This window comes from Pseudoalteromonas sp. QJM3NY_22 (assembly GCF_056173065.1).
This window is the reverse complement of sequence record NZ_CM149655.1, coordinates 255,886-267,895: the sequence shown is the minus strand read 5'-3', so window position 1 is coordinate 267,895 and position 12,010 is coordinate 255,886. Positions and strand designations below refer to the sequence as shown.

Sequence of the window (12,010 nt, the reverse complement as noted above, 5' to 3'; positions counted from 1 at the left end):
CGCTAATTACCCATAAAGAGTAAGTAGTTTGGCTGTTAGAACTCAATCTGTACGAGTGCCCACACAGATGATTGCTTTATATTGTTAAAGAACGTTTTGAGTCGCTTTAGCGCCTCAAGGGATGCGAATAATACACCCTTTATTTTTCGAGTCAATACTTTGTTTTAAACTTTCTTTTTAGAAGATTTAAAACCGAAGTTTTATTTAACTCTCTGATTAGTTCGTGCCTCGCTATGCGTTGGCCTTTCCCGTCTCAGTGGGGTCGCATTATAGGGAGATCCGAAAACAGATCAACCCTTTTTTGAAGAAAACTTGAAATAATGTGCTGTTCGCTGAGTATTTGAGCTAAACGCTCAAAAACACAACTAAACCATCTCTACTCAGCGGTTTATAAAGCTATTTAAAATTAAAGTTATGGCAACCACCTATGGGTATAGATATATTTGCATCATCTATGCTGAAAAAGCTAGCCAATAGAGCAAGAGTCGTATAACTAAAATCACTTAAATTAGTCAAAAGCTGAAAATTGAATTGACTGGGCTATGTTTAACCATAGTTTTACATATTTAATAAGTAAGTTTACTTGTAACTATTCACCATGGTAAATTATTTTCAAAGGATCTTTTTTAACTATTGACCGATCCCGCCAGTATGCCAAGCTAGGGCTATGACCTAATAGCCCTAGCTTCAATGAATTTAAACAGCATCAACATCGACGAAATCGTTGAGAAAACCAAAGCTCAATTACAAGAAGGTAAAACTCTCACGCCTGCGCTGAAGATGTCTATTGAACTCATTCTGGTTGTCGTTGTTATGTTAGCAAGTAAATTAGGACTTAACAGTAACAATAGCAGTATCCCGCCATCAAAAGACATCAACCGAAAAAAACAAAACAAAGAGAAATCAGCCAAGTCAGCGGGTGGTCAAAAAGGCCGTGCAGGTAAAACACTAACCCAAACACAGACGCCTGATGAGATCAAAATCATCCTAGTTGAACGTGATTTTTTACCGAAAGGTCACTACCGTGAAATTGGCTTTCAAAAACGACAGGTTGTCGATATAGATATCAGGAAAGTGGTCACTGAATACCAAGCACAAATTCTGGAAAATGAGCAAGGTAAGCGTTTTATTGGTGAATTTCCAGAAGACGTTAACAGTCCTATTCAATATGGGGTTGGTGTAAAAGCCCATGCAGTTTACCTATCCCAATATCAATTACTCCCTTACAACCGCATTGAAGAATATTTTTGTGATCAACTCGGTATTCCAATCAGTGCGGGTAGTTTATTTAACTTTAATGAACAAGCAGCGGCCTTGGTAAAGTCCTCCGGCGCAGAAGCCGCGCTCAAGAAAGCCCTGAAAACGACTTATCAAGCCTTACACGTTGATGAAACGGGGATTAATATAGGTGGTAAACGACGATGGCTTCATGGTGCATCAACGACGTGGTGGACGTATTTTTACCCGCATGAGAAAAGAGGGAAAATAGCGATGGATGACGCCGATATTTTACCTCACTTTACTGGGGTACTATGCCACGACCACTGGAAACCGTATTATCAATATACACAGTGCCAACATGCCTTGTGTAATGCACATCATATCCGAGAGTTAGAAAGGGCATGGGAGCAAGACGGTATGCAATGGGCAAAGGATTTGCAAACCCTACTGACTGAAATCAATAAACATCAAATAGATAACCCCGAGCTAGATGCAGACACAAAAGCTCACTATATAGAGAAATATCAACAAATATTGGCTCAAGGTGACATTAAATGCCCTCCACCGGATAGAAACAGCCGAGTAAAAGGCCAGCGAGGCAGATTGAAACGAACAAAGTCTAGAGCGTTGTTAGAGCGGTTAAGAGGTTATCAAGATGATGTCTTACGGTTCATGACGGAAACGGCGGTGCCTTTTAGCAACAACCAAGGTGAGAATGATATTAGGATGACCAAGGTTCATCAAAAGATATCTGGGTGCTTCAGAAGCATGCAAGGTGCAGAGATGTTTTGTTTAATCAGAAGCTACCTCTCGACTTGCAGAAAACAGCATGTATCAGCAAGCCTAGCCCTTGAATTACTCTTCAAAAATCAGTTACCTGATATATTTATTGAAAATGTGGCTGAATAGTTACGTTTACTTAACCTTACTTGAATTCAAGTATTAAGTGCAATCATTATGCAGCCACCAGAACTTCTGATTGCCCCGTAAATAACTCATGAGGGGTTTTATACCCTCTTGTTTTTCTTGGCCGATGGTTGAGCTTATCAACTGCCGCCTGTATTTCTGCTTCACTTAGCGACATAAAGTCAGTTCCCTTGGGGAAGAAGCGTCTAAGTAAGCCGTTGGTATTCTCATTTATGCCCCGCTCCCATGATGAATATGGGTGAGCGAAATACACATCCGCTTCTAATTTTTGTGCAACATGCTCATGGTGAGCAAACTCTTTTCCATTATCTAAAGTCACGGTAATAACCTTACCTTTATAGGGTGTCATACACTTGATCAGCGCATCGGCTGTTATTTTCGCATGCTTGCTTTCAATTCTGTGAACGACTGTATATAACGTTTTACGTTCAACCATTGTAACAAGGGCATTTTTACGCCCTTTGCCTATCACTGTATCGCCCTCCCAATCACCAATCCTAGACTTTGAATCCACAATACTTGGGCGTTCATCAATACTGACTCGATTAACTATCTGTCCACGTTTATCGTAGCTTCCATAGCGTTTTTTATACTTTTTACATGCACGAGTGAGTGTCTTATGTAGTTCACCACCACGAGCCTTGTCTCTGTAAATATATTGATAAATCGTTTCATGATGCAAAACGACCTTTTTCTCTAAAGCTAAGCGGCCTGCCACCTGCTCTGGCGAAAGTCCGTCAACCAACAATTTATTAATCCAGTCAGTAACATCATCTGTTAACTTACTTGCTTTGAAAGATGACTTGCGTCTTTGCTCTGCAAAATTATTGGCTTGGTTAGGTCGATAGCCTTTAAGCCCTTTATTGCGTTTTAACTCTCTAGAGATAGATGACGGTGAACGAGTGAGTTCATCAGCTATCTGTTTTTGGTTATTTCCTGCTTTTATTAACGCGTAAATCTGGTATCTTTCTGCTTGTGTCAGCTGTTTATATTTCATTAAAGCAATTTCCTTTGGCGAGAGAATGGCCGAATTATAACAGCTGGCCATCTAATCTGAGAAATTGCACTTATTATCCGAATTTAGGTTACGATGAAGTTCATAGTATCGGTATAGATTAGAAAGAATACGTTATGTCTTATAATCACTCCTATAAATAGTGGAAATGATCTTTAGCTAGAATCTAATAGGCTATTTTGTATGAATGATAAGTGAAGAGTAACTAGGTAGAGCTATTAAAGCAGCTGTCAAAACAACTTATCGATTCAGAATCTATGAGTCGATACCCATAATAGAAGATAATTACTGATTCATATAGGTTGACAAATTTTAGGCAAGAAAAAGCCGAGCATAAGCTCGGCTTTTAGGTTTCTTTAAGACTTACTCTGCAGACTGTGCGTCTTCTTGAACTGCTTCGCTAGTCGCTGGGCGACCAACTAGTTCAATATAAGCCATTGGTGCATTATCACCAGTACGGAAGCCACACTTAAGAATACGAGTGTAACCACCTGGACGATCTGCATTACGCGGACCGATTTCACTGAATAATTTACCAACAACTTCATTATCACGCGTGCGAGCAAACGCTAAACGGCGATTTGCTACACTGTCAGTCTTAGCCAGTGTGATTAAAGGTTCAATTACACGACGTAACTCTTTCGCTTTAGGCAAAGTAGTTTTGATGATTTCATGTTTCACCAAAGAACCTGCCATATTGCTAAACATCGCTTTACGATGGCTACTGTTACGGTTTAATTGACGACCACTCTTACGATGGCGCATGACCCTATCCTTCTAACTAAACTAATATAGTGATTTAGATTATTCAGCTAAACTTGCAGGCGGCCAATTTTCTAGGCGCATGCCCAGAGAAAGACCACGTGAAGCTAGCACGTCTTTAATTTCAGTTAGAGACTTCTTACCTAGATTAGGCGTTTTAAGAAGCTCAACTTCAGTGCGCTGAACTAAATCACCAATATATTGAATTTGCTCGGCTTTCAAACAATTTGCTGAGCGTACTGTTAGTTCAAGATCATCAACTGGACGAAGTAGAATAGGATCGAATTCTGGCTTCTCTTCTTTCTCTTCTGGCTCAGTTACATCACGTAAATCTACGAATGCATCTAATTGCTCAGCTAAGATAGTAGACGCACGGCGGATCGCTTCTTCTGGATCTAAAGTGCCGTTTGTTTCCATATCAATGATTAATTTGTCTAAATCTGTACGTTGCTCAACTCGAGCTGATTCAACCGAGTACGCAATACGTTCAACTGGGCTAAATGATGCATCAAGCAACAATCTACCAATTGGACGCTCATCGTCATCAGAGGATAAACGACTAGATGCCGGCACATAACCACGACCACGTTCAACACGAATACGCATGCTGATCTCGCTGTTATTTGTAGTTAAATTACAAATAACGTGATCTGGATTAGCAATTGTTACATCGCCATCGTGCTGAATATCAGCCGCAGTAACAGGGCCTACACCAGATTTAGTCAGGGTCAGAAAAACTTCATCTTTGCCTTCTAACGTTACTGCTAAACCTTTAAGGTTTAATAGTATTTCAATGATGTCTTCTTGAACGCCTTCTTTCGCGCTGTACTCATGTAATACACCGTCGATTTCAACTTCAGTTACTGCACATCCAGGCATAGATGAAAGTAATATACGGCGTAAAGCATTACCCAGAGTATGGCCAAAGCCTCGCTCTAATGGTTCTAAAACTATTTTAGAACGCGTTGGGTTGATAGCGTCGATGTCAACTAACCTTGGTTTTAGAAATTCTGTAACAGAACCCTGCATTTTATCCTCTCTTAACTCTTAACTTTACTTAGAGTAAAGTTCGACGATTAGTTGTTCATTAATGTCCGCAGACAGGTCTGAACGCTCAGGTAGACGCTTAAAGCTGCCTTCCAATTTCTTACCGTCAACTTCAACCCAAGTCGGCTTTTCACGTTGCTCAGCCAACTCTAGAGCAGCGATGATACGTGCTTGTGTCTTAGACTTCTCACGGATTACAACAGTATCTTCTGGTGTAATTACGTATGAAGGAATGTTCACAACACGACCATTAACTAAAATCGCTTTATGGCTTACTAACTGACGTGCTTCTGCACGTGTGCTAGCAAAACCCATGCGATATACAACATTGTCTAAACGTTGCTCTAAAAGCTGTAACAAGTTTTCACCTGTGTTGCCTTTAAGGCGAGCAGCTTCTTTGTAGTAGTTACGGAATTGCTTTTCTAATACACCGTAGATACGACGTACTTTTTGCTTTTCACGTAATTGTAAACCGTAATCAGATAAGCGACCTTTACGAGCGCCGTGCTGACCAGGTGCAGTCTCAAGTTTACACTTAGAGTCGATAGCTCTTACGCCGCTCTTAAGGAACAGGTCAGTACCTTCACGACGACTCAGCTTGAGCTTAGGGCCCAAATATCTTGCCATGTTATTTCTCCTAACCTATTGTTAAACGCGACGTTTCTTCGGTGGACGACAACCATTATGTGGTATTGGCGTCACGTCAGTAATGTTGGTAATACGGTAACCAGCAGCATTCAAAGCACGTACAGCAGATTCACGACCTGGACCTGGACCTTTGATGAAAACTTCTAGATTCTTTAAACCGTATTCTTGAGCAGCAGTACCTGCACGCTCTGCAGCAACCTGAGCAGCAAATGGTGTAGATTTACGTGAACCACGGAAACCTGAACCACCGGCAGTAGCCCATGATAATGCATTACCTTGACGGTCGGTAATCGTTACAATAGTGTTGTTGAAAGACGCATGAACATGAGCCATACCATCAGCAACTTGTTTTTTAACCTTTTTACGACGAATTGGTGTCTTAGCCATAATACTATCCCCTTATCGCTTAATAGGCTTACGAGGACCCTTGCGGGTGCGCGCGTTAGTCTTAGTTCTTTGACCACGTAGTGGTAAAGAGCGACGGTGACGTAGGCCACGATAACAACCAAGGTCCATTAGGCGCTTGATATTTAAAGTAACTTCACGACGAAGATCACCTTCAACAGTGTACTTGCCAACTGCATCACGCAGTACGTCAAGAATTTCGTCTGAAAGTTCACCGATTTTTGTGGTTTCGGCGATACCAGTCGCTTCTAAGATAGCCTTAGAGCGAGTCTTACCTATGCCATAAATAGCTGTTAAACCAATAACTGCATGTTTATGATCAGGGACGTTAATGCCAGCAATACGGGCCACTAACACATCTCCTATATTCGAATTTGGTAATCATAAGTTTGAAAAGCCCGTAAGGATACTCAAACGAAGACCAAATTACTACTAAAAACACAGGCCGAGAAAACTCAGCCTGCACGACTGTTTACTTAGCCTTGCCTTTGCTTATGCTTAGGCTCACTGCAAATTACGCGTACTACACCAGCACGTTTAATAACTTTACAGTTACGGCATATTTTCTTAACGGAAGCACGTACTTTCATTGCTCAACTCCGTAAACTGACCTTATCGACCGTAGCCTTTAAGGTTCGCTTTTTTCAGCACAGAATCATACTGATGAGACATCAGGTGAGTCTGTACTTGTGCCATAAAGTCCATGATTACAACAACGATAATCAAAATTGATGTACCGCCGAAATAGAATGGCGTTTGCCATGCCATAGTCATGAATTCAGGCACCAGACAGATAAAGGTTATATACAAAGCACCTGCCAATGTCAGGCGTGTCATCACTTTATCAATGTATTTAGATGTCTGCTCACCTGGTCGAATACCTGGGATAAATGCGCCAGATTTCTTAAGGTTGTCTGCAGTTTCACGGGGGTTAAACACCAACGCTGTATAGAAAAAGCAGAAGAAGATAATAGCCGCAGCTAAAACAAGTGAGTACAACGGTTGACCTGGAGTCAGCGTAGTAGCAACAGCTTGTAATACATCAGCGACCGGACCTTCACCTTGGCCGAACCAGCTTGCAATTGTACCAGGGAACAGAATTATACTGCTAGCGAAGATTGGTGGAATAACACCCGCCATATTTACTTTTAGTGGTAAATGCGTGCTTTGAGCAGCAAATACTTGACGACCTTGTTGGCGCTTTGCGTAGTTAACAACAATACGACGTTGTCCACGTTCAAAAAACACTACAAGATAAGTAACAGCGAATACGATTACCGCAACCATCAACAGTACAAAAACATTCAAATCACCTTGGCGCGCCATTTCGACTGTCGAACCAATAGCAGACGGCAAGTTAGCTACAATACCAACAAATATTAGAACAGAAATACCGTTGCCGATACCACGTTCTGTTATCTGTTCACCCAACCACATAAGGAACATAGTACCAGTTACTAAACTCACCACTGCGGTGAAATAGAAACCTATACCAGGGTTAACTACTAACCCCTCCATCATGCCCGGTAAGCTAGTAGCAATACCGATTGATTGAATAGTAGCTAGCACAAGCGTGCCATAGCGTGTGTACTGGCTAATTTTTTTACGCCCTTGTTCACCTTCTTTCTTAAGCTCTATAAACGGAGGATACATATGCGTTAATAGTTGCGTAATAATCGAAGCCGAAATATACGGCATAATACCCAGTGCTAACACTGAAGCTCGCTCAAGTGCACCACCACTGAACATGTTGAACATTTCAACAATGGTGCCCTTTTGTTGCTCGAAGAAATCGGCAAGTACAGCGGCGTCAATCCCAGGGATCGGCACAAATGAACCTAGACGGTAAATTATGATAGCACCCAATACGAAGAGTAATCGGCGCTTCAATTCCGAAAGTCCACTTTGTGCACTTTGTGTATCTTGACCTGGTTTAGCCATTAGTACTTCCTTAGTCTTCTACCTTGCCTCCGGCAGCTTCAATTGCTTCGCGAGCACCTTTAGAGGCTTTAAGGCCTTTAACGGTAACAGCGCGTGAAACTTCGCCAGATTTAACAACTTTAACGAAAAGAACGTTCTTTTTAACTAGACCAGCTGCTTGTAACGCGCTTAGGTCTACCACATCGCCTTCTACTTTAGCGATTTCAAAAAGGTTTATTTCTGCAGATACTAAAGATTTGCGAGAAGTGAAACCAAATTTTGGTAGACGACGTTGCATAGGCATTTGACCGCCTTCAAAACCAACGCGTACTTTACCGCCAGAACGTGACTTTTGACCTTTGTGACCACGACCACCAGTCTTACCTAGACCAGAACCGATACCACGACCAACACGTTTTGGAGCAGTTTTTGAACCTGCAGCAGGTGAAAGTGTATTCAAATGCATCGAATTAACCCTCTACCTTAACCATGTAAGAAACCTTGTTTATCATACCACGTACACATGCTGTGTCTTCTAACTCAACAGTGTGGTTGATACGACGTAAACCAAGACCGCGTAATGTAGCTTTATGTTTCGGTAAACGACCGATAGAGCTTTTTACTTGTGTTACTTTTACAGTTTGATTTGCCATGGTTACCCCAGAATTTCGTCTACGCGAAGGCCACGTTTTGCAGCGATAGACTGTGGAGAATTCATATTCTCAAGAGCCGAAATCGTTGCACGTACCACGTTGATCGGGTTAGTAGAACCGTAACATTTAGAAAGTACGTTCTGCACACCAGTAACTTCTAGTACTGCACGCATAGCACCACCTGCGATGATACCAGTACCTTCAGATGCTGGTTTCATGAACACTAGTGAGCCAGCATGACGTCCCTTAACAGGATGCTGTAATGTATTGCCATTTAGGTCTACGTTAATCATGTTGCGACGTGCCTTTTCCATTGCTTTTTGAATAGCAGCTGGAACTTCACGTGCTTTACCATAACCAAAACCTACTTTACCTGCGCCGTCACCAACTACAGTTAGTGCAGTAAAGCTAAAGATACGACCACCTTTAACTACTTTAGACACACGGTTTACCGCGATTAGCTTTTCAGCTAGATCAGGCTGTTGTTGCTTTGCTTCTACGTTAGCCATTGTCTACTCCTAGAATTGCAAACCGGCTTCACGCGCAGCATCAGCTAGCGCCTTCACACGGCCGTGATATTTAAAGCCACTGCGATCAAAAGCAATCTTTTCGATGCCTTTGTCAGCCGCACGTTCAGCAACCGCTTTGCCAACTGCTTGCGCAGCTTCAACGTTACCGGTGCCTTTAACTGTTTCGCTAATAGCCTTTTCAACAGTAGAAGCAGCAGCCAGTACATTACCCTCAGCATTTACTACTTGAGCATATATGTGACGTGGCGTGCGGTGGATAACAAGACGCGTTGTGCCTTGTTCAATATAATTTCTACGAGTGCGTTTAGCACGACGTAGACGAGCTGTTTTTTTATCCATCGTCTTACCTTACTTCTTCTTAGCCTCTTTACGGCGTACATTCTCATCTGAATAACGAACACCCTTACCTTTATAAGGCTCAGGTTTACGGTATGCACGAATGTTAGCAGCTGTTTGACCAACTAACTGCTTATCTACGCCCTTAACTAGAACTTCTGTTTGGCTTGGAGTTTCAATCGTAATTCCTTCAGGAACTGCGAAATTAACTGGGTGTGAGAAACCAAGTGTTAAGTCTAAAACTTTACCCTTAGCTGCTGCACGGTAACCAACGCCTACTAACTGAAGTTTCTTCTCGTAACCTTCATGCGTACCAACAACCATGTTGTTGATTAGAGCACGAGCAGTACCTGCTTGAGCCCATGCATTAGCTACGCCATCACGAGGTAAAGTTGTAATAACGTTGTCATTAACTTGTACTTCAACAGCGTTGTTGATAGTACGAGTTAGTTCACCGTTTTTGCCTTTAACTGTGATTTCCTGGCCTTTTAATGTAACTTCTACACCGGCAGGAACAGTAATTGGTGCCTTTGCTATGCGAGACATAGTTCCCCTCCGATTAAGCTACAAAACCAATGATTTCACCACCAACACCAGCACTACGTGCTGTGCGGTCTGTCATTAGGCCTTTAGAAGTTGATACGATAGCGATACCAAGACCACCCATTACCTTAGGTAATTGGTCACGTTTCTTATAGATACGTAAACCAGGGCGACTTACACGCTGGATATTTTCAATTACAGCTTTGCCTTCGAAGTACTTTAACTCGATAGAAAGCTCAGGTTTCGCTTCACTGTTAACAGCGAAATCTACGATATAACCTTCGTCTTTTAGTACTTTAGCTAATGCTACTTTCAGCTTTGAAGTTGGCATCGTTACAGATACTTTCTTCGCTGATTGACCATTACGGATACGTGTAAACAAATCCGCGATAGGATCTTGCAAGCTCATAGTCTTACTCCCATGATTCTATTACCAGCTAGCCTTTTTAAGGCCAGGAATTTCACCGCGCATAGCTGCTTCGCGAACTTTAATACGGCTCATGCCGAATTTGCGAAGGTAACCATGTGGGCGGCCCGTAATGTTACAACGATTACGTTGACGTACAGGGCTAGAATCACGAGGTAAAGCTTGTAGCTTAAGAACCGCGTCCCAACGATCATCTTCAGACGTGTTAACATCTGTGATGATAGCTTTTAGTGCTGTACGCTTTTCAGCGAATTGAGCAACTAGTTTTGTGCGCTTAGCTTCGCGCGCTTTCATAGAATTCTTTGCCATAACCCTACCCTTATTTCTTAAATGGGAAGTTAAACGCTTCTAACAACGCACGGCCTTCCTCATCAGATTTCGCAGAAGTAGTGATAGTAATATCCATACCGCGTACACGGTCTACTTTATCGTAATCGATTTCTGGGAAGATGATTTGTTCACGTACGCCCATGCTGTAGTTACCACGTCCATCAAAAGACTTAGCACTTACGCCACGGAAGTCACGAATACGTGGGATAGCGATTGATACCAAACGCTCAAAAAAGTCCCACATACGCTCGCCGCGTAGGGTTACTTTACAACCAATTGGGTAACCTTCACGCACTTTGAAGCCAGCAACAGATTTGCGTGCTTTAGTGATTAGAGGTTTCTGACCAGAGATTGCTGCAAGATCAGCTACTGCGTGATCTAAAATCTTCTTGTCAGCTAGGGCTTCGCCCACGCCCATATTCAATGTGATCTTTTCGATCTGAGGGACTTGCATGACAGAGCTGAAACCAAACTTCTCTTGAAGTTCAGCTACTACTTTGTCTTTATATACTTCATGCAGTTTCGCCATCATTCTACTCCAACTATTAGATAGTTTTACCAGTAGATTTAAAGATACGTAATTTCTTACCATCTTCAATCTTGAAACCTACACGATCAGCTTTACTCGTTTCCGAGTTGAAGATCGCAACGTTTGATGCATCCATAGATGCTTCTTTCTCAACAATACCGCCAGCTTGGTTCAATTGTGGAACCGGCTTTTGGTGTTTCTTGATCAAGTTTATGCCTTCGACAAAGATTCGACCAGATTCAGTAACAACTGAAAGCACTTTTCCGCGCTTACCTTTGTCTTTACCTGCTAGTACGATTACTTCGTCATCACGACGTATTTTTGCTGCCATGATTGGCTCCTTACAGTACTTCTGGGGCTAGTGAAACGATTTTCATGAACTTATCATTACGAAGTTCGCGAGTCACAGGGCCGAAAATACGTGTACCAATTGGCTGTAAGTTATCATTTAAGATAACAGCAGCGTTGCTGTCAAAACGGATCAGAGAACCATCTGGACGGCGAACACCTTTTCTGGTACGCACAACTACCGCGTTTTTAACATCACCTTTCTTCACTTTACCGCGAGGAATAGCTTCTTTAACAGAAACTTTAATGATGTCGCCAATCGCTGCGTAGCGACGGTGTGAACCACCAAGGACTTTTATACACTGCACTTTGCGAGCGCCGCTGTTATCAGCAACTTCCAGCTGAGTTTGCATTTGGATCATGTTAATG

At 42.2% G+C, this 12,010-nt stretch carries 19 protein-coding genes; 1 reads left to right on the top strand and 18 read right to left on the bottom strand.

Going from position 1 to position 12,010, the window contains the following annotated elements; genetic code table 11:
• Nucleotides 1-690: 690 nt before the first annotated feature.
• Nucleotides 691-2,130, top strand: coding sequence for an IS66 family transposase (tnpC, locus tag AC0VZ4_RS01335; RefSeq protein WP_475439950.1), 1,440 nt, complete (start codon nucleotides 691-693; stop codon nucleotides 2,128-2,130).
• A gap of 46 nt (nucleotides 2,131-2,176) precedes the next feature.
• On the opposite strand, the gene AC0VZ4_RS01330 is transcribed toward tnpC, so the two are convergent.
• The 18 genes from AC0VZ4_RS01330 to rplN form a co-directional block, all read right to left on the bottom strand.
• Nucleotides 2,177-3,145: an IS30 family transposase gene (locus AC0VZ4_RS01330; protein WP_475439697.1), complete on the bottom strand. Its 969-nt coding sequence runs from the start codon at nucleotides 3,143-3,145 to the stop codon at nucleotides 2,177-2,179.
• 381 nt (nucleotides 3,146-3,526) lie between these two features.
• The gene (rplQ, locus tag AC0VZ4_RS01325) at nucleotides 3,527-3,928 is read right to left on the bottom strand and encodes a 50S ribosomal protein L17 (protein WP_002959450.1); all 402 of its coding nucleotides are present in this window, start codon (nucleotides 3,926-3,928) and stop codon (nucleotides 3,527-3,529) included.
• Between the two features lie 39 nt (nucleotides 3,929-3,967).
• Nucleotides 3,968-4,954 (bottom strand): DNA-directed RNA polymerase subunit alpha, encoded by a 987-nt coding sequence (locus AC0VZ4_RS01320; RefSeq protein WP_002959452.1) that lies wholly within the window; start codon nucleotides 4,952-4,954, stop codon nucleotides 3,968-3,970.
• Nucleotides 4,955-4,978: 24 nt separating this feature from the next.
• On the bottom strand, nucleotides 4,979-5,599 hold the full coding sequence (rpsD, locus tag AC0VZ4_RS01315; protein WP_002959461.1) for a 30S ribosomal protein S4: 621 nt from the start codon (nucleotides 5,597-5,599) through the stop codon (nucleotides 4,979-4,981).
• 21 nt (nucleotides 5,600-5,620) lie between these two features.
• A complete protein-coding gene (rpsK, locus tag AC0VZ4_RS01310; RefSeq protein WP_002959471.1) occupies nucleotides 5,621-6,007 on the bottom strand; it encodes a 30S ribosomal protein S11 in 387 nt (128 codons plus the stop codon).
• Nucleotides 6,008-6,019: 12 nt separating this feature from the next.
• On the bottom strand, nucleotides 6,020-6,376 hold the full coding sequence (gene rpsM, locus AC0VZ4_RS01305; RefSeq protein ID WP_002959473.1) for a 30S ribosomal protein S13: 357 nt from the start codon (nucleotides 6,374-6,376) through the stop codon (nucleotides 6,020-6,022).
• 125 nt (nucleotides 6,377-6,501) lie between these two features.
• Nucleotides 6,502-6,615 (bottom strand): 50S ribosomal protein L36, encoded by a 114-nt coding sequence (gene rpmJ / locus AC0VZ4_RS01300; protein ID WP_002959476.1) that lies wholly within the window; start codon nucleotides 6,613-6,615, stop codon nucleotides 6,502-6,504.
• Between the two features lie 22 nt (nucleotides 6,616-6,637).
• Nucleotides 6,638-7,966 (bottom strand): preprotein translocase subunit SecY, encoded by a 1,329-nt coding sequence (gene secY, locus AC0VZ4_RS01295; protein WP_475440689.1) that lies wholly within the window; start codon nucleotides 7,964-7,966, stop codon nucleotides 6,638-6,640.
• A 10-nt stretch (nucleotides 7,967-7,976) separates the two neighbouring features.
• Nucleotides 7,977-8,411: a 50S ribosomal protein L15 gene (gene rplO / locus AC0VZ4_RS01290; RefSeq protein ID WP_002959480.1), complete on the bottom strand. Its 435-nt coding sequence runs from the start codon at nucleotides 8,409-8,411 to the stop codon at nucleotides 7,977-7,979.
• A 4-nt stretch (nucleotides 8,412-8,415) separates the two neighbouring features.
• Nucleotides 8,416-8,598, bottom strand: coding sequence for a 50S ribosomal protein L30 (rpmD, locus tag AC0VZ4_RS01285; RefSeq protein WP_002959482.1), 183 nt, complete (start codon nucleotides 8,596-8,598; stop codon nucleotides 8,416-8,418).
• 2 nt (nucleotides 8,599-8,600) lie between these two features.
• Complete coding sequence (gene rpsE / locus AC0VZ4_RS01280) at nucleotides 8,601-9,107, bottom strand: 30S ribosomal protein S5 (RefSeq protein ID WP_002959485.1); 507 nt, start codon at nucleotides 9,105-9,107, stop codon at nucleotides 8,601-8,603.
• Between the two features lie 9 nt (nucleotides 9,108-9,116).
• The gene (gene rplR, locus AC0VZ4_RS01275) at nucleotides 9,117-9,467 is read right to left on the bottom strand and encodes a 50S ribosomal protein L18 (RefSeq protein WP_002959486.1); all 351 of its coding nucleotides are present in this window, start codon (nucleotides 9,465-9,467) and stop codon (nucleotides 9,117-9,119) included.
• A gap of 9 nt (nucleotides 9,468-9,476) precedes the next feature.
• Complete coding sequence (rplF, locus tag AC0VZ4_RS01270) at nucleotides 9,477-10,010, bottom strand: 50S ribosomal protein L6 (protein WP_007376463.1); 534 nt, start codon at nucleotides 10,008-10,010, stop codon at nucleotides 9,477-9,479.
• Nucleotides 10,011-10,023: 13 nt separating this feature from the next.
• Nucleotides 10,024-10,416 (bottom strand): 30S ribosomal protein S8, encoded by a 393-nt coding sequence (gene rpsH, locus AC0VZ4_RS01265; protein ID WP_007376462.1) that lies wholly within the window; start codon nucleotides 10,414-10,416, stop codon nucleotides 10,024-10,026.
• Nucleotides 10,417-10,437: 21 nt separating this feature from the next.
• Nucleotides 10,438-10,743: a 30S ribosomal protein S14 gene (gene rpsN / locus AC0VZ4_RS01260; protein ID WP_033016334.1), complete on the bottom strand. Its 306-nt coding sequence runs from the start codon at nucleotides 10,741-10,743 to the stop codon at nucleotides 10,438-10,440.
• A gap of 10 nt (nucleotides 10,744-10,753) precedes the next feature.
• Nucleotides 10,754-11,293, bottom strand: a complete 540-nt coding sequence (rplE, locus tag AC0VZ4_RS01255; RefSeq protein ID WP_024610257.1) for a 50S ribosomal protein L5 — start codon at nucleotides 11,291-11,293, stop codon at nucleotides 10,754-10,756.
• Nucleotides 11,294-11,309: 16 nt separating this feature from the next.
• Entirely contained in the window at nucleotides 11,310-11,624 is a 315-nt protein-coding gene (gene rplX / locus AC0VZ4_RS01250; protein ID WP_002959496.1) for a 50S ribosomal protein L24, read from the bottom strand.
• Between the two features lie 10 nt (nucleotides 11,625-11,634).
• Nucleotides 11,635-12,003, bottom strand: a complete 369-nt coding sequence (gene rplN / locus AC0VZ4_RS01245) for a 50S ribosomal protein L14 (RefSeq protein ID WP_002959498.1) — start codon at nucleotides 12,001-12,003, stop codon at nucleotides 11,635-11,637.
• Nucleotides 12,004-12,010: the final 7 nt, after the last annotated feature.

Bases quoted from the DNA above. Each gene is read 5' to 3' on its own strand.
- tnpC (WP_475439950.1), top strand. From the start codon at position 691: ATGAATTTAAACAGCATCAACATCGACGAAATCGTTGAGAAAACCAAA.
- AC0VZ4_RS01330 (WP_475439697.1), bottom strand. From the start codon at position 3,145: ATGAAATATAAACAGCTGACACAAGCAGAAAGATACCAGATTTACGCG.
- rplQ (WP_002959450.1), bottom strand. From the start codon at position 3,928: ATGCGCCATCGTAAGAGTGGTCGTCAATTAAACCGTAACAGTAGCCAT.
- AC0VZ4_RS01320 (WP_002959452.1), bottom strand. From the start codon at position 4,954: ATGCAGGGTTCTGTTACAGAATTTCTAAAACCAAGGTTAGTTGACATC.
- rpsD (WP_002959461.1), bottom strand. From the start codon at position 5,599: ATGGCAAGATATTTGGGCCCTAAGCTCAAGCTGAGTCGTCGTGAAGGT.
- rpsK (WP_002959471.1), bottom strand. From the start codon at position 6,007: ATGGCTAAGACACCAATTCGTCGTAAAAAGGTTAAAAAACAAGTTGCT.
- rpmJ (WP_002959476.1), bottom strand. From the start codon at position 6,615: ATGAAAGTACGTGCTTCCGTTAAGAAAATATGCCGTAACTGTAAAGTT.
- secY (WP_475440689.1), bottom strand. From the start codon at position 7,966: ATGGCTAAACCAGGTCAAGATACACAAAGTGCACAAAGTGGACTTTCG.
- rplO (WP_002959480.1), bottom strand. From the start codon at position 8,411: ATGCATTTGAATACACTTTCACCTGCTGCAGGTTCAAAAACTGCTCCA.
- rpmD (WP_002959482.1), bottom strand. From the start codon at position 8,598: ATGGCAAATCAAACTGTAAAAGTAACACAAGTAAAAAGCTCTATCGGT.
- rpsE (WP_002959485.1), bottom strand. From the start codon at position 9,107: ATGGCTAACGTAGAAGCAAAGCAACAACAGCCTGATCTAGCTGAAAAG.
- rplR (WP_002959486.1), bottom strand. From the start codon at position 9,467: ATGGATAAAAAAACAGCTCGTCTACGTCGTGCTAAACGCACTCGTAGA.
- rplF (WP_007376463.1), bottom strand. From the start codon at position 10,010: ATGTCTCGCATAGCAAAGGCACCAATTACTGTTCCTGCCGGTGTAGAA.
- rpsH (WP_007376462.1), bottom strand. From the start codon at position 10,416: ATGAGCTTGCAAGATCCTATCGCGGATTTGTTTACACGTATCCGTAAT.
- rpsN (WP_033016334.1), bottom strand. From the start codon at position 10,743: ATGGCAAAGAATTCTATGAAAGCGCGCGAAGCTAAGCGCACAAAACTA.
- rplE (WP_024610257.1), bottom strand. From the start codon at position 11,293: ATGGCGAAACTGCATGAAGTATATAAAGACAAAGTAGTAGCTGAACTT.
- rplX (WP_002959496.1), bottom strand. From the start codon at position 11,624: ATGGCAGCAAAAATACGTCGTGATGACGAAGTAATCGTACTAGCAGGT.
- rplN (WP_002959498.1), bottom strand. From the start codon at position 12,003: ATGATCCAAATGCAAACTCAGCTGGAAGTTGCTGATAACAGCGGCGCT.